Source organism: Mesorhizobium sp. B2-3-15 (assembly GCF_006442875.1).
Lineage (GTDB): Bacteria > Pseudomonadota > Alphaproteobacteria > Rhizobiales > Rhizobiaceae > Mesorhizobium > Mesorhizobium australicum.
Genome location: NZ_VFVO01000002.1, coordinates 162,135 through 177,274 on the forward strand (window position 1 = coordinate 162,135; position 15,140 = coordinate 177,274).

The 15,140-nt window shown below is 62.6% G+C and carries 12 protein-coding genes; 4 read left to right on the forward strand and 8 right to left on the reverse strand.

What is annotated here, in order from left to right; genetic code table 11:
• Window positions 1-223 precede the first annotated feature (223 nt).
• Window positions 224-1,369, forward strand: coding sequence for a hypothetical protein (locus FJ954_RS04875; protein WP_140614815.1), 1,146 nt, complete (start codon window positions 224-226; stop codon window positions 1,367-1,369).
• A gap of 34 nt (window positions 1,370-1,403) precedes the next feature.
• On the opposite strand, the gene FJ954_RS04880 is transcribed toward FJ954_RS04875, so the two are convergent.
• A complete protein-coding gene (locus tag FJ954_RS04880; RefSeq protein WP_140660890.1) occupies window positions 1,404-3,005 on the reverse strand; it encodes a cisplatin damage response ATP-dependent DNA ligase in 1,602 nt (533 codons plus the stop codon).
• Between the two features lie 4 nt (window positions 3,006-3,009).
• The gene (locus FJ954_RS04885) at window positions 3,010-4,020 is read right to left on the reverse strand and encodes a ligase-associated DNA damage response exonuclease (RefSeq protein ID WP_015314062.1); all 1,011 of its coding nucleotides are present in this window, start codon (window positions 4,018-4,020) and stop codon (window positions 3,010-3,012) included.
• 150 nt (window positions 4,021-4,170) lie between these two features.
• Between FJ954_RS04885 and FJ954_RS04890 the strand changes: the two genes are divergently transcribed.
• The 3 genes from FJ954_RS04890 (at window position 4,171) to FJ954_RS04900 (ending at window position 6,093) form a co-directional block, all read left to right on the forward strand.
• Window positions 4,171-5,091 (forward strand): methyltransferase domain-containing protein, encoded by a 921-nt coding sequence (locus FJ954_RS04890; RefSeq protein ID WP_140660613.1) that lies wholly within the window; start codon window positions 4,171-4,173, stop codon window positions 5,089-5,091.
• Between the two features lie 100 nt (window positions 5,092-5,191).
• Window positions 5,192-5,551 (forward strand): hypothetical protein, encoded by a 360-nt coding sequence (locus FJ954_RS04895; protein ID WP_015314060.1) that lies wholly within the window; start codon window positions 5,192-5,194, stop codon window positions 5,549-5,551.
• A gap of 14 nt (window positions 5,552-5,565) precedes the next feature.
• A complete protein-coding gene (locus FJ954_RS04900) occupies window positions 5,566-6,093 on the forward strand; it encodes an AAA family ATPase (protein ID WP_140660614.1) in 528 nt (175 codons plus the stop codon).
• Between the two features lie 115 nt (window positions 6,094-6,208).
• On the opposite strand, the gene FJ954_RS04905 is transcribed toward FJ954_RS04900, so the two are convergent.
• The 6 genes from FJ954_RS04905 to FJ954_RS04935 all read right to left on the reverse strand — a co-directional run bounded on the left by FJ954_RS04905 (window position 6,209) and on the right by FJ954_RS04935 (window position 15,088).
• Complete coding sequence (locus tag FJ954_RS04905) at window positions 6,209-7,150, reverse strand: glyoxylate/hydroxypyruvate reductase A (protein WP_140660615.1); 942 nt, start codon at window positions 7,148-7,150, stop codon at window positions 6,209-6,211.
• A gap of 30 nt (window positions 7,151-7,180) precedes the next feature.
• Complete coding sequence (locus FJ954_RS04910) at window positions 7,181-8,812, reverse strand: ABC transporter ATP-binding protein (protein ID WP_140660616.1); 1,632 nt, start codon at window positions 8,810-8,812, stop codon at window positions 7,181-7,183.
• Window positions 8,809-9,954, reverse strand: a complete 1,146-nt coding sequence (locus FJ954_RS04915; protein WP_140660617.1) for an ABC transporter permease — start codon at window positions 9,952-9,954, stop codon at window positions 8,809-8,811. Before FJ954_RS04915 ends, FJ954_RS04910 begins: the two co-directional genes overlap by 4 nt.
• A complete protein-coding gene (locus tag FJ954_RS04920; RefSeq protein WP_015314055.1) occupies window positions 9,954-11,048 on the reverse strand; it encodes a microcin C ABC transporter permease YejB in 1,095 nt (364 codons plus the stop codon). The genes FJ954_RS04915 and FJ954_RS04920 overlap by 1 nt, the downstream gene beginning before the upstream one ends.
• A 279-nt stretch (window positions 11,049-11,327) precedes the next feature.
• On the reverse strand, window positions 11,328-13,196 hold the full coding sequence (locus FJ954_RS04930) for an extracellular solute-binding protein (protein WP_140660618.1): 1,869 nt from the start codon (window positions 13,194-13,196) through the stop codon (window positions 11,328-11,330).
• A gap of 14 nt (window positions 13,197-13,210) precedes the next feature.
• Window positions 13,211-15,088: an extracellular solute-binding protein gene (locus FJ954_RS04935; protein ID WP_140660619.1), complete on the reverse strand. Its 1,878-nt coding sequence runs from the start codon at window positions 15,086-15,088 to the stop codon at window positions 13,211-13,213.
• Between the last annotated feature and the right edge of the window lie 52 nt (window positions 15,089-15,140).

The window sequence follows — 15,140 nt, forward strand, 5'->3', positions numbered from 1 at the left end:
GACTTGGCAAATCATGCAAGAGCCGCGCCCCGATCGAAACCGGCGTTCTGGCGTCCCTGCATGCCCGGAATCGCCGACATGTTCCGATTTTGTTGCCGGAACATCGTGAAAATAGACTTTGGACGGCTTGTCGAGGCAGAATGCGGCTGCCCGCCCGTTGATTGATTGGTCGCCTGCGGCTAACCATCATGAAAGCTTGGGACAATTTGCAGAGGGATCTCGCTTGGACGCGATCGAAAAAGCGATCCGGAACGCCCTGGAAAAGGGCAATGCCGAGGACCGTGCGTTCCGCGAGAAGGTCTATCGTTCGGCCTTCGCCGCGCTCGACCGCGCGCTCCAGGCCAATCCCGGCGTGACCGTGGAAGTCGCCATCAAGCGCCGCAAGGCAATCCAGGCAAAAATCACCGAAATCGAATCCGAGTACCTGCCGGCGGTGCCCGGTGTTGCCCCGCAGATCGACGCGCCGGCGGTCGAGGCCGCGGCCGGCGCGGCGCCCGCGGTCGAGGCGGGCCCAAGGGCGTCATCGCCCGCTGTGACCGTCGACGGTCCCGGGCAGCCCGCTTCCGACGCACCGCGCTCGCGCGTGCTGCCGGTGGTTCCCGACATCATGCCGGATGCGACCCTGCCCGGTGCGCCAGCCATCGACATGTCGGTTCCAGCCTCTTCCGGTGCCGCCACGGAAGTCGCGCCCGATCGCGATGAGCGGCGCATTAGAGGCCGGCGGCTGCCGCTGACCGCCATTTTCTTCACGGTGACGCTGCTCGCGGCGATAGGCATCGGACTGTACTTTGCCATGCAAACCGGTGTGTTCAAGACCGCCGCGCAGCTCAATACCGCGCCGCCGGAAGCGCCGCCGACCGTAGAGGACGACGATTTCACCCCGACCGATGGCGCCAACGCGCCGGCAAAGCCCGGTGCCGCCGACCAGTCGCGCGACTGGATCAATGTGTTTTCACCGACCGACCCGACGCATGTCGCCGCTCCGTCCGACGCCAAGGCCGAGGTGATGAAGGACGACAGCGGGCCGTTCCTGCGCATCCAGTCCGGCGCCTCCGGCTCGGCGATCGCCTTCGATGTCGGACAGGGCGTGCTGGAAAAACTCGCCGGCAAGCACGCCGTGTTCGACATCATCGCCAGGGCCGAGGACGGCAAGGACACGCAGATATCCGTCGACTGCAATTTCGGCGAGCTCGGCGACTGCGGCCGCAAGCGTTACGCGGTCGGCCAGCAGAAGAACGAGTATCTGTTCGACGTGAAGTTTCCCGACAAGCATCCGGGCTCGGCCGGAACCATCGCCATCAATTCCGATTTCGACAAGCAGGGCAAGGCGGTCGACGTCTACGAGATCCGTGTCTCGGTCGAACCCTGAACTGAATTCGTTGCGACTGACACATCGACGGTCCCTAGCGGTCGAGCAGCGCCTGCAGGGTTTCTATGCGATCGGCCTCGTTGGCCGGCTTGTCCCAGCGCAATCGTGAAATCCTGGGGAAACGCATGGCCACACCCGATTTGTGCCGGGTCGAACGATTGAGTCCCTCGAAGGCGACTTCCAGCACCAGGCCATTGTCGCGGTCGGCGCGCACCGACCGCACCGGTCCAAAACGCTCGACGGTGTTGTCACGGACATATTTGTCGATCTGCTTCAGCTCTTCATCGGTGAATCCGAAATAGGCCTTGCCGACCGGCACGAGTTCCTCCTCGCCCTCGGCTCCGGACCAGACGCCGAACGTGTAGTCGGAATAGAAGCTCGAGCGCTTGCCGTGGCCCCGTTGGGCATACATCAGCACCGCGTCCACCGTGTGCGGATCGCGCTTCCATTTGAACCATGGACCCTTCGGCCGGCCGGCGACATAGGGCGAATCCCAGCGCTTCAGCATCACGCCTTCGATGATCGGATGCGGCGGCGCGCGGCGCAGGTCCTCGAGCGACTGCCAGTCCCTGAACGCGACGAAGGGGGAAAGATCGAAGCGGCTCGGGTCGAGCGTCCCGATGAAGGCTTCGAGCCGGCCGCGTCGCTCGCGGAAGGACAGTCCGCGCAGATCCTCGGCACCGATTTGAAGCACGTCGTAACAGCGCATGAAGGCTGGATATTGCTGCTGCATCTTCGGCGTCACCGTCTTGCGGTTCAGCCGCTGCTGCAGGTCCGAGAAGGTTCCCGTCGCTTCTCGCGGATCGCCGACAAGCAATTCGCCATCGAGCGCGGCGGAAAAATGCATGGCGTCGGCGAGGTCTGGAAAGGCCCCTGAGACATCATCGCCGGTGCGCGAATAGAGCCGGCGGATGCCGCCTTCGGCCACCGCCTGGACGCGGATCCCGTCCCATTTCCACTCCGCCGCGTAGTCGGCGGGATCGAGCTTTTCGAGGTCGCCGTCACCGACCGGGTTCGACAGCATGACCGGGCGAAACAGCGCCATCACGGTGCTGCGCGGTTTCTCGTCCTTGCCTTCCAGCCAGGCGAACAGCGCCGTGTAGGGCGGCGATAGCCCATGCCAGAGCTCCTCGATCTCGGCGACGTCGACCTTGCCGAAATCGGCCAGCGCCTGCTTGGCCAGCCGCGCCGAGACGCCGATGCGCAGGCCGCCGGTGACCAGCTTGATGATGGCAAAGCGTGCCGAGATGCCGGCGCTGTCGAGCAGCCCCGTCAGCACCTTCGGTCCATCCGAGCGGCTTGCCGCCTGCAGCTTGGCAACCACCTCGCCAAGCGTCGGTTCGCGGTTGGCGATCCTGCCAGGCGTTTGCGGCCAGACCAGCGACACAGTCTCGGCGAGGTCGCCGACATAATCGTAGGAATAGCCGAACAGCACCGGGTCCATACGTTCGGTGACCAGCGTGCGCAGCATCGCCGGCTTGACTGCGGCAATCCTGAGATCGCCGGTGATGGCCGCCAGCGCCAGGCCGCGATCGGGATCCTCGACGCTGCGGAAATAGTCGGTCAAAAGGGTCAGCTTGCCGTTGCGCGACGGCGTCAGCACCAGGCGGTCGAGAAGCTCGGCGAAGCGGTTCATGCCGTCAATCGCCCTCATCCTCATAGCCCACCAGATGCAGCGGGCGGGCGGCGATGCCTTCCAGTTCGCACCAGCGCACCAGCGCTTCCTCGCGGCCGTGCGTGACCCAGATTTCGGCGGCTCCGGTCTCCTTGATGGTGGCGGTGAGTTCGTCCCAGTCGGCATGATCCGAGATGATCAGCGGCAGTTCGACGCCGCCTTGCTTGGCGCGCTGGCGGATGCGCATCCAGCCCGACGCGAAGCACGAGATCGGATCGGGAAAGCGCCGCGCCCAGCGGTCGGCGAAGGCCGATGGCGGGCCGACCACGATGGCGCCGGCGAAATCTTGCTTGGCCCCGCTCTCCACGGTCGCCGGCTCGAGATCGCCGAGATCGATGCCCTGGCTCTGGTAATACGCGCTGAGCTTGGCCAGCGCGCCATGGATGTAGAGCGGCTTGTCGTAACCGGCGTCGCGCAACAGCCGCATCACGCGTTGCGCCTTGCCCAGCGCGTAAGCCCCGACCAGGTGCGAGCGCTCCGGGAATTGCGCCGCCGATTTCAGCAGCCGGGCGATCTCTTCCGTGTCTGGCGGATGGCGAAACACCGGCAGGCCGAAAGTCGCCTCGGTGATGAAGATGTCGCAGCGGATCGGCTCGAAGGGCGCGCAGGTCGCATCCTTCTGCCGCTTGTAGTCGCCGGAGGCGACGATGCGCCTGCCCTGGTGCTCGACCGATATCTGCGCCGAACCCAGCACATGGCCGGCCGGATGAAAGCTGACATCGACGCCGTTGAGGGCAATCGTCTCGCCGAGCCTGGCTGTCTGCGTCGTCCCCGCGAAATCCTCGCCGTAGCGAAGTCCCATGATGTCGAGCGTCTGCTGTGTCGCAAGCACCGAGCCGTGGCCGGAACGCGCATGGTCGGAATGGCCGTGCGTGATCAGCGCCCGGTTCACCGGCCGCACCGGGTCGATGAAGAAATCGCCCGGCGGGCAGTAGAGGCCTTCGGGCCGGGGATGAAGCAGGTCGCTGGCGCGCATGGTGCCAAGATAGGATATAATTCCGCCGCGGGAAGCCTGTTGGCCGAGACTGCTGACTCCCGGGCAAAGCCTGTCCAATTCAGTTCAGCTTCGGCATTCTTTGCTCTACAGATATGGGCGGCCGGCTCCCTGCAGGTGGAAACCATCATCATGAAACCGCTTCAGACCTCGTCGGGCGACCCGAACGCCGATCGCCGTGCGGACTATGCCGAAATGCTCGTTGCCTCCGGCGATCATGCCGCTGCCGCCGAGTTGCTGCTCGGCGGCCTGGAACTGGCGCCGCAATGGGCAATGGGCTGGTTTCGCCTGGGCGAGATGCAGGAGGCATCGGGCAGGCTCGACCTGGCGGCGCAGGCCTGGACGACGGCGTTGAAACTGGATCCGGCCGATCGCCAGGGCGCGGCTCTCAAATTGCAGCTGATCGGCAAAGGTCCGGTCTCCATGACGCCGCCCAGCGCCTTTGTCGAAACGCTGTTCGACCACTATGCCGAGACATTCGAGGACATGCTGGTAGGCAAGCTCGACTACCGGCTGCCCGAGGTGCTCGACGCGGCCATCCGCAAGGCAAGGCCGGGCCGCCTCCGCCTGGCGCTCGACCTGGGTTGCGGCACTGGGCTGATGGGCGAGAAGCTGAGGCCGATCGTCGACCGGCTGGAGGGGTTCGACATCTCGGCAAGGATGCTGAAGAAGGCGCGGGCAAAAGGCATCTACGACGCGCTGACGAAAGCGGATTTGCAGGATTTTTCCTATTCGGGCGACAAGGCCGATCTGGTGACGTCAGCCGACGTGCTGATCTACATCGGCGGCCTCGAAGGTCTGGTGGGAGTGGTCGCCGGCCTGCTCGCCGACGGTGGCCTGTTTGCCTTTTCAGTCGAGAGCCTGGCGGAAGGCGGTGGCGAGTTCGCGCTGCAGCCCTCCCGGCGCTACGCCCATTCGGATGGCTATGTCGTACGGACCCTCGAGGCCAACGGCCTCTCGGTCCTCGCGCTGGAGCCGACAACCATCCGCTGGGATCGCCGCGAGCCTGTCAAAGGCCTGGCCGTCGTGGCATGGAAAGCCGGTCCCCTGTGAGGGCAACTCTTTGCGCTGCTGCGAAAAAGTCCGATTTGCGTGCGCGACTGATATTTGCGATCTGGTCGCATCAGGGCGGGATATCAGGAGGAGCACTTCTATGCGCTGGAACGTGATGATTTTGGCGTCTTGCCTCGTAACCACCGGCTGCGTGGGCAATTCAGCGTCCGAGCGGCAGGACGCCAACGTCGAGTCCTCGCTGCAATATGACAGCGTGCCATGCGATCAGTTGCTGTCGCGGCGCAACGGATTGGCGCAGCAATATAGTCTCCCCACGACCGCCAAGCCGACTTTTTCCAATCCTGCCATGGGTTTTGGCCCGTTCACGCCCGACATGCGTTCCAAGGCTCAACGCGACAGCGACAAGGCGTCAGGCGAAATCGATGCCATGAACCGGTCGATCGATCGCCGCGACTGCGGCAAACCGGACAAGCAGAAGAAGTTCGCGCTGCCTGGCTGATGCGTGTTGCCCAAATGAAGCTCTCGGACTTCGGCGACCGCATCTGTATCCTGGGCCCGTCGAACAGCGGCAAGTCGACGCTTGCCGACGCGATCGCGCGCAAGCGTGGCCTGACACCCATTCATCTTGATCTGCTCTTTCACCTGCCCAACACGGATTGGCTGCAGCGTCCGAGGGACGAATTCATTGCCTTGCATGACGCAGCGATCGCCAGCGAACGGTGGGTGATGGACGGAAATTACTCGGTTTGCATGCCGCAACGCTTCCAGCGCGCGACCGGATTGATCCTGCTGGACATTTCCACCCCGGCAAGTCTGCTGCGCTATTTCAGGCGTACCTTGTTCGAGAAGGAGAGACGCGGAGCCTTGGAGGGTGGGCGCGACAGCATCAAATGGGACATGATCCACCACATTGCCGTGACCACGCCGAAAAACCGCTCAAGATACCGGGCGACGTTCGACCAAGTCAACCTGCCGAAGCTGCAACTGTCGTCGGTCCGGGCGATCAAGAAATGTTTTCAGGACTGGGATTTGGCCAGGTGACGAGGACGTCTGGCTAGAGCAATTCCAGGAAAAGTGCGTAGCGGTTTTCCGTCCGGAATTGCGTAAAAACAAAGAATTAGAGCGGGTCGGCGATTCCATAAAACGCTGAACCGCTCTAGTATCCTGCTTTGCGGTCCACCAGATTGTCGAGCCTTTCGCCGCGTTCGAAAGCGTCCATCTGGCGCAGCATGAGCGGCGCCAGATGGGCTGGATCGGAAGTCGCCGCGGCATGCGGCGTCACGAACACCTTCGGGTGGTTCCACAACGGGCTGGTCTTCGGCAGTGGTTCCACCTCGAACACGTCGAGGCTCGCCTCCTTCAGCGTGCCGTCATCCAGCGCGCGCACGATGTCGGCGTCCTTCTGCAGGCGGCCGCGTCCGGCATTGATCAGCACCGAGCCGCCGAGGCCGTTGCGTTTCCTCAATTCCTTCAGCACGCCGTAGTTGACGATGCCTTGCGTGTCCGGCGTCAGCGGCAGAAGCACGACCAGAATGTCGGTGGCGTTGAGGAATGGGATCAGCCCGGCTTCGCCGCCATACGTCGCCACCCCTTCCATTGGCCGGTCCGTGCGCGACCAGCCATTGACCGCAAAGCCCAGCGACAGCAGCGCCGAGGCTGCCGCGCGGCCGAGACTGCCAAGTCCCATGATGCCGACGGAAATGTCACCGGCCGGCCTCTGCTGTGGCTCGTGCCAGATCTTCTTTGGCTGCTGCGACCGGTAGAGCAGGCCCTGGCGATGGTGATCGAGCACCCGCCAGACGACGTACTCGGTCATGTACTGGGTGAGGTTGTCGGCGACGACCTTGACGATCGGCACGTCGGGCAGGCCGGGATCGGCGAAGATATGGTCGACGCCGGCGCCGATCGAGAAGATGGCGCGCAGATTGGGCAGCGACGACATCAAATTGGGCTTCTGCTTCCACACCACCGCATAGGTGATCGAGGGATCCTTGGGGGCGTCCGGTTCCAGCACCACCTCGCGCTCGGCCGACAGCAGGTCGCGCCAGCGCTGCGGATGAAAGCCGGTGACGGCAAGCAGGATGCGGCCTTTTTCCATCGCGGTTCGTTCAGTCCTTCCTTGTGCGGATCACTCGCTGACCACGCCAGTCGGCGCCGTCTCGATCTTGAAGGCGGCCGAGATCAGCGCCCGAGTATAGTCGGTTTGCGGATTTCCAAAAATTTGTTCGGAAGGGCCGGCTTCGACGATCTGGCCATTGCGCATGACGATGACGTCATTGGCCAGCGCCCGGATGACCTTGAGGTCGTGGCTGATGAAAAGATAGGCGAGGTCGTGCTTGGCCTGCAAATTGCGCAGCAGATCGACGACCTGGGCCTGCACGCTCATGTCGAGCGCCGATGTCGGCTCGTCCAGCATGACGAAGCGCGGGTTGAGCACCATGGCGCGGGCGATGGCAACACGTTGGCGCTGGCCGCCGGAAAACTCGTGCGGATAGCGGTTGCGGGTTGCCGGATCGAGCCCGACCTCCTTCAGCACGGCGGCCACCTTGTCGTCGCGCTCGTCGGGCGACAGCTTCGGCTCGTGGATCTTCAGGCCTTCCTCGATGATCTCGGCGATCGACATGCGCGGGCTGAGCGAGCCGAACGGATCCTGGAAGACGATCTGCAATTCGCGCCTGAGCGGTCGCATCGCGTTGAAGGTGAGCTGGTTGATGTCGCGGCCGTTGAACTGGATCGTCCCGGTCGACGAGATCATGCGCGCCAGCGCCAGGCCGAGCGTCGTCTTGCCCGAACCGGATTCGCCGACCACGCCCAGCGTCTGGCCGGCGCGCACGGTGACGTCGATGCCGTCGACCGCCTTCACATGATCGATCGTGCGCCGGAAGAACCCCTGCTTGATCGGAAACCACACCTTGATGTCCTTGCCGGTCATGACAGGCTTGGCGTCGGCATTGGCGGCCGGCGGCTTGCCTTTCGGCTCGGCGGCCAGAAGATGGCGTGTATAGGGGTGCTGCGGGTTGGCGAAGATGTCCTTGGTCGGTCCGGTCTCGACGATCTTGCCCTTGGTCATCACGCAGACCCGGTCGGCGATCTTGCGCACGATGCCGAGGTCATGGGTGATGAACAGCATCGACATGCCCTTGCGGCTTTTGAGGCCCGCGAGCAGTTCGAGGATCTGTGCCTGCACCGTGACGTCGAGCGCGGTCGTCGGCTCGTCCGCGATTAACAGTTCCGGCTCGTTGGCGAGCGCCATGGCGATCATGACGCGCTGGCGCTGGCCGCCGGACAGCTGATGCGGATAGGCGTCCAGACGCTTCTGCGGATCGCGGATACCGACCTCGTTGAGCAGGGCCAGCGTGCGCGCCTTGGCCGGACGGTCGCCCATGCCTTGATGCAGCTTCAGGATTTCGACGATCTGGTGCTCGATCGTGTGCAACGGATTGAGCGAGGTCATCGGCTCCTGGAAGATCATGGTGATCTTGTTGCCGCGCACCTGGCGCAATTGCTTCTCGCTCGTGGCGAGCAGGTCGGCACCCTGAAACAGGATCTTGCCTGAGGGGTGGCTGGCGCTGGGATAGGGCAGCAGCTTCAGCACCGACAGCGCCGAGACCGATTTGCCGGAGCCGGATTCGCCGACCAGCGCCACCGTCTCGCCCTTGGCGATGTCGAACGAGATGTGGTCGACGGCGACAGACTGGCCGCCACCCTGGCTGAAGGAGACGCTGAGGTCCTGCACGCTGAGCAAGGGAGCATCGCTCATTTGAACGTCTTGCGCGGATCGAAGGCGTCGCGCGTCGCCTCGCCGACAAAAACCAGCAGCGACAGCATCAGCGAGATGACGACGAAGCCGGAAATGCCGAGCCAGGGCGCGTTGAGATTGCGCTGCGCCTGCTTGAGCAGTTCGCCGAGCGAGGCGGAGCCGGGCGGCAGGCCGAAGCCGAGATAGTCTAGCGAGGTCAGCGTCGAGATCGAGCCGCTCAGCAAAAAGGGCAGGAAGGTCAATGTCGCCACCATGGCGTTGGGCAGCAGATGCCGGAACATGATGGTGCGGTTGGGCACGCCGAGCGCGCGCGCCGCGTTGACATATTCGAAGTTGCGGGCGCGCAGGAACTCCGCCCGCACCACCCCGACCAGCGCCACCCAGGAAAACAGCAGCATCAGGCCGAGCAGGATGAAGAAGCCCGGCGGCAGGATGGCGGCGACGATGAGCAGCAGATAAAGCACGGGAATGGCCGACCAGATCTCGATGAAGCGCTGGAACAGCAGATCCGTCCAGCCGCCGAAATAGCCCTGCAAGGCACCGGCGCCGACGCCGATCAGCGCCGAACCCGCGGTCAGGATCAGGCCGAACAGCACCGAAATGCGGAAGCCGTAAATGACGCGCGCCAGCACGTCGCGCGCCTGGTCGTCGGTGCCGAACCAGTTCCAGTTGCCGACATTGCAGGCCGGGTCATCGGCTCCTCGTGGATATTGGTTGCAGCGCGTCTTGGCGTCATATTCCCATGATGGCTTGGCCGGCGCTGCTTCCGGAATGGCGTTATTGACGGTCTGGTAGGAATAGCGGATCGGCGGCCAGATCATCCAGCCATGGGCGTTGATCTCGTCCTGGATAACCGGGTCGCGGTAATCGGTGACGGCATAGAAGCCGCCGAATTTTTCCTCGGGGTAAGCGACCATCACCGGGAAAAGGATCTCGCCCTTGTAGGAAGCGATAATCGGCTTGTCGTTGGCGATGAATTCGGCAAACAGCGACAGCACGAACAGGACGAGGAAAATCCACAGCGACCAGTAGCCGCGCCGGTTGGCTTTGAAATTCTGCAGGCGGCGCTTGTTGAGCGGCGACAGGAACGGCCGTGGGAGCCGCTCCGGCAAGACACCGGCGGTTACCCTTGCCTCCGACATCAGATGTCTCTCCGCTCGAAATCGATGCGCGGATCGACCCAGGTGTACATCAGGTCGGACAGGAGCCCGACGAAGAGGCCAAGCAGCGAGAAGATATAAAGGTTGGCGAACACCACCGGATAGTCGCGCTCGACCACGGACCGGAAGCCGAGCAGGCCGAGCCCGTCGAGCGAAAAGATGTTCTCGATCAGCAGCGATCCCGTGAAGAAGGCCGAGATGAAGGCACCCGGGAAGCCGGCGATGACGATCAGCATGGCGTTGCGAAAAACGTGGCCATAAAGCACCTGCCGTTCCGACAGGCCCTTGGCGCGCGCCGTCACCACATACTGCTTGCGGATTTCCTCCAGGAAGGAGTTCTTGGTCAAAAGCGTGGTCGTTGCGAAGGCCGACAACACCAGCGCCGTCAGCGGCAGCGTCATGTGCCAGAAATAATCGACGATCTTGGCCGGCCACGACAATTGGTCCCAATTGTCCGAGACGATGCCGCGCAACGGGAACCAGTCCCAGAACGAGCCGCCAGCGAACAGCACCATCAAAAGGATGCCGAACAGGAAGCCTGGAATGGCATAGCCGACGATGACGACCCCACTGGTCCAGACGTCGAAGGGCGTGCCGTCCTTCACCGCCTTGCGAATGCCGAGCGGGATCGAGATCAGATAGGACAACAAGGTGATCCAGAGCCCGATCGAAATCGATACGGGCATCTTTTCCAGGATCAGGTCGAGCACCGAGATATCGCGGAAATAGCTGTTGCCGAAATCGAACCTGGCATAATTCCACAGCATCATGCCGAAGCGCTCGAGCGGCGGCTTGTCGAAACCGAACTGCTTCTCCAGCTTCTTGATGAATTCCGGATCGAGGCCCTGGGCGCCGCGATATTTCGAGCTGACATCGCCGGCGACATCGAAATTGGAGCCGCCTGCATCGCCGCCACCACCGCCGAGGCGGTCGCTGCCGCCCTGGTTGGTCAGTTTGGCGATGACCTGCTCGACCGGCCCGCCAGGCGCGAACTGGATAACGGCGAACGATATCGCCATGATGCCGAACAGGGTCGGGATCATCAAAAGGATGCGGCGCAGTATATAGGCGCCCATCAGGTGTCATCCTCCTCGAGGAGAGCCACCGCGCCTTGCGGCACCCGCAAGGCAATCGCTCCGGGCCAAATGTCGACGCGGGCGCCGCCCCTCATTGTCCTGCCGGACATTTCTCCCCGTATAGTGACGGGGAGAAAGGGGCTGGCCGCAGTCTCGGCGTTCTTAATGCGACTCTCGTAGTTGGCGAAACCGTTGGTGAGAGCGCCCCTCGCCCCGTCGCTATACGGGGAGAGGATGCCGGCAGGCAGGTGAGGGGCAGCGCCAACACCCCCAAGGAATTCAGCCTTTGCCAATTTTTGCCGCCTTGCCTTTATCGAACCACCACAGCGTCTCGACCGGAAAGCCGTAATCGGGCTTTTGCTCGGGAAAGCCGAACATGTCCCAATAGGCAACGCGATGATTCGCCAGGAACCAACTAGGAATCCAATCGCATCGCGCACGCAAGACCCGGTCGAGCGCCCGCATCGCCACGGTCAGGTTTTCACGGTCCTTTGCCGCGCCCACGGCATTGATCAGCGTGTCGACAGCGGGATCGGAGATACCCGGCAAGTTGCGGGAGCCGGAGACGCCGGCGGTGCTCGAATGGAAGAAGACTTCGAGATCATCCCGAGTCGGCGTCGCGCTGAACGAAAAGGCAGCAGACAAGAGGTCGAAGTCGAAACTCGCCTGCCTGGACTGGTATTGCGCCGAATCCACCAACCGTATCGTGGCGTCGATGCCGATCGCCTTCATGTTGGCGACCCAGGGCGAATAGACCTGGACGAAGGTGTCGTCATCGACCATGAACTCGGCTGAAAGCCGGCCTCCCTTGTCGTTAACGACAAAGTCGCCTGATCGCTTCCACCCGGCGGCGGACAGAAGTTTTGCCGCTTGGCCAAGCAGCTTGCGGTCGCGACCGGAGCCGTCGGATGCGGGCTGGGTCACTGCCTCGCCGAAGACCTCTGCCGGCAACTGGCTTCGCAGCGGCTCCAGCAGAGCCAGTTCTTGCGGCGACGGTGTCCCTTCGGCGCGAAAGTCCGATTTCTCGAAGCAGGATTGCGAACGCTCGTACGAGCCGTAGAAGAAGTTGCGGCGCGTCCACTCGAAATCGAAACATAGCGCGAGCGCCCGCCTCACCCTAGGGTCGCGAAACTGCTCTCGCCGCTGATTGACCGCGGTGGCCTGCATCGAGGGTCGCTTTTCGGCCGGGAATTCATGCTTGGCCACTTTGCCCGCGGTCATTGCAGGGAAGTCATAGGCGGTGGCCCAAACGCGAGACACGAATTCCTCACGATAAGCGATCTCACCCTTCTTGAAGGCTTCGAATCCGGCGTTGCGGTTCTGGTAGAACTCGATGCGGATACGATCGAAATTGTTCTGTCCGCGATTGAACGCGAGGTCACGACCCCAATAGTCCGCCACCCGATCGTACTCGATCCATGCGCCGGCCGAGAAACGCCCGACCTTGTAGGCGCCGGACCCGAGCGGCGGGTTCAATTGCGAGGAATCGAAGGGATTTGCCGTGTAGAAGGCCTTGGACACGATCGGGAATTCCACCACGTTGAGCACGGTCCGGGCGGATTGCTTGCCGGAAAAAGTAAGCCGCAGTGTGCGGTCATCGACGGCAACGGCATCGATCATGTGCGTCAGCGACAGCGATAGGTCGGGATGGCCCTTCTCCTTGTAGAGCTTGAAGGTGAAGGCAGCATCCTGCGCCGTCAGCGGCGTGCCGTCATGGAAACGCGCCTCGGGTCGAAGCGAGAAGGTGAAGCCATTGCGGTCGTCGGAGAGCGTCACGCCATCCGCGATCAGGCCATATACCGCGTCGGGTTCATCGAGCGCCCGCACCATCAGCGCGTCGAAACACATCTCCATGCGTGGCGGCGCATCGCCCTTGTTGGCGAAGGAGTTCAGCGTGTTGAAAGTCTGCGTATCCTGGTTGTAACCCCAATTCGGCGGCGAGAAATTGAAGATGCCGCCCTTGGGCGCATCGACTTTGACATAGTCGAAATGCGGGAAATCAGGCTTGTATTTGAGGTCGCCGAAGGCGGAAAGGCCGTGCAGCTTGGTGCCGGTCGCAACGTTTGCAAAGGCTTTGCCCGGCATCAGCGCTGCTGCAGCGGCAGCGCCACCCAAAGCCAGGAAATCGCGGCGGGGCAGGGCCGCCATCAATTGCCGCCCCATCAATTGCCGCCCTTGTATTTGGCCGCCAGCGTTTTTTCCTTGTCCGGGTCGATCCACCATGAATCGATGTCGGCGCCGACATAGGCAGGCTGTTTGTCGGGGAACTTGAACTTGTTCCAATAGGCCAGCCATACTGCGGAACGGTAATATTGCGGCACGACGTAGAAGTTCCACAGCAGGATGCGGTCGAGTGCGTGGGTGGCGGCGACGAGATCATCGCGATCGGTGGCGAAGATGATGCGATCGACCAGCGCGTCGACGACTGGATCCTTGATACCCATCAGGTTGCGCGAACCAGGCGCATCGGCGGCCTTGGAACTCCAGAAATCGCGCTGCTCGTTGCCGGGCGACTCCGACTGGCCGAACAGACCCGTCACGACATCGAAATCGAAATTGTTGACGCGGTTGATATACTGCGTCTGGTCGATGATGCGCAGGGTAGCGTCCACGCCGATCTTGCGCAGGTTGGCGATGTAGGGGCTGGCGATCACCTGGTCTGTGTCGTTCCAGCCGAGGATCTCGAACTTGAACGGTGCGCCTGTCTTGGCGTTGAGCATCTTGCCGCCCTTGATGATCCATCCGGCCTTGGCGAAGAGATCGACGGCCTGCTTCAGATACTTTCGCTCCGCTTGCGGCGAGTCGTAGACGGGCAGCTTGAACTCCTGAGAGAAGAGTTCTGGCGGCAGCTTGTCGCGATACTTTTCCAGGATTTCCAGTTCCTTGCCCTGTGGCAATCCGCTGGACGCCAGTTCGGTACCTTGGAAATAGCTCGATGTGCGTGTGTTGAAGCCGAAGAACAAGGTGCGATTCATGCTCTCGAAATCGAAGGGTATGGTCAATGCCTCGCGGACCAGTCGGTCCTGGAACAGCGGCCGCCTCTGGTTTAGGACAAAGCCCTGCATCGGCTGCGGCGACCGGGTCTGGAAGTCCTTCTTGATGACGTCGCCGGCCTGAATGGCCGGAAAATTATAGGCTGTAGCCCATTTGCGGGAGCTGTATTCGCGGTTGATGTCTTCCAGCCCGCCCTTGGTGAAGGCAAGCCAGGCGGCATTGTCGTCGAGAATGTAGGTGTATCGGCGCGTGTTGAAATTCTCGCGGCCGATCTTCACCGGCAGCTTGGCCGCCCAGTAGTCGGGCACGCGCTGCCAGACGATCTCCGAGCCCGGCTTGAAGCTGGCGATCTTGTAGGCAGCCGAACCGAGCGGAATTTCCAGCGTCGGCCTGGTGACGTCGCGCTTCTTGCCATTGGCGTCCGTGCCTTCCCACCAATGCTTCGGCAGCACGGCGAGATCCCCAAGGATCTTCGGCAGTTCGCGGTTGCCCTTCTGGTTGAAATGGAACTCGACCTCGCGGTCGGAGATCGCCACCGCATCGGTGACGTTCTCGAAATATCGGCTGTACTGCGGGCTGTTCGCCTTCAGCACCTGGAACGACCAGATCACGTCGTCGACGGTGATCGGCTGATCGTCATGCCATTTGGCGCGGGGGTCGAGCCGGTAAGTCGCCGAGGAATAGTCGGCCGGGAATTTGTAGGCGTCGGCGACCAGAGGATGGCTGACGCTGCCCTCATCGGTCGCCTGCTCCATCAGCGTGTCATAGAGCAGGCCGCCGCCGAAGCCGACCAGGCCGGCGGCCGGCGAACCCTGCACGATATAGGGATTGAAGCTGTCGAAAGTGCCCAGCACCACCGAATTCAGCGTGCCGCCTTTGGGCGCGTTCGGATTGACGTAATCATAGTGCTGGAAGTTGTCGCCATATTTGGATTCGCCGATCAGCGATGATGTCGTGCGCCACTCGTCGGCCAGGGCCGCCTGCAACCCCGCGGCCAGCAGGGCCGCCGCCAGCAATGATTTGAGAAGCACCCGGCCAAGCGTCATCCACTGTCCTCTTCGCGATGCGTGCCATCATCCAGAAAGGCAATCTAGATGA

Excerpts from the sequence above, each read along its gene's own strand:
- FJ954_RS04885 (WP_015314062.1), bottom strand. The coding sequence starts at position 4,020 with ATGCGCGCCAGCGACCTGCTTCATCCCCGGCCCGAAGGCCTCTACTGC.
- FJ954_RS04930 (WP_140660618.1), bottom strand. The coding sequence starts at position 13,196 with ATGGCGGCCCTGCCCCGCCGCGATTTCCTGGCTTTGGGTGGCGCTGCC.
- FJ954_RS04905 (WP_140660615.1), bottom strand. The coding sequence starts at position 7,150 with ATGGAAAAAGGCCGCATCCTGCTTGCCGTCACCGGCTTTCATCCGCAG.
- FJ954_RS04935 (WP_140660619.1), bottom strand. The coding sequence starts at position 15,088 with ATGACGCTTGGCCGGGTGCTTCTCAAATCATTGCTGGCGGCGGCCCTG.
- FJ954_RS04920 (WP_015314055.1), bottom strand. The coding sequence starts at position 11,048 with ATGGGCGCCTATATACTGCGCCGCATCCTTTTGATGATCCCGACCCTG.
- FJ954_RS04915 (WP_140660617.1), bottom strand. The coding sequence starts at position 9,954 with ATGTCGGAGGCAAGGGTAACCGCCGGTGTCTTGCCGGAGCGGCTCCCA.
- FJ954_RS04910 (WP_140660616.1), bottom strand. The coding sequence starts at position 8,812 with ATGAGCGATGCTCCCTTGCTCAGCGTGCAGGACCTCAGCGTCTCCTTC.
- FJ954_RS04900 (WP_140660614.1), top strand. The coding sequence starts at position 5,566 with ATGAAGCTCTCGGACTTCGGCGACCGCATCTGTATCCTGGGCCCGTCG.
- FJ954_RS04890 (WP_140660613.1), top strand. The coding sequence starts at position 4,171 with ATGAAACCGCTTCAGACCTCGTCGGGCGACCCGAACGCCGATCGCCGT.
- FJ954_RS04880 (WP_140660890.1), bottom strand. The coding sequence starts at position 3,005 with ATGAACCGCTTCGCCGAGCTTCTCGACCGCCTGGTGCTGACGCCGTCG.
- FJ954_RS04895 (WP_015314060.1), top strand. The coding sequence starts at position 5,192 with ATGCGCTGGAACGTGATGATTTTGGCGTCTTGCCTCGTAACCACCGGC.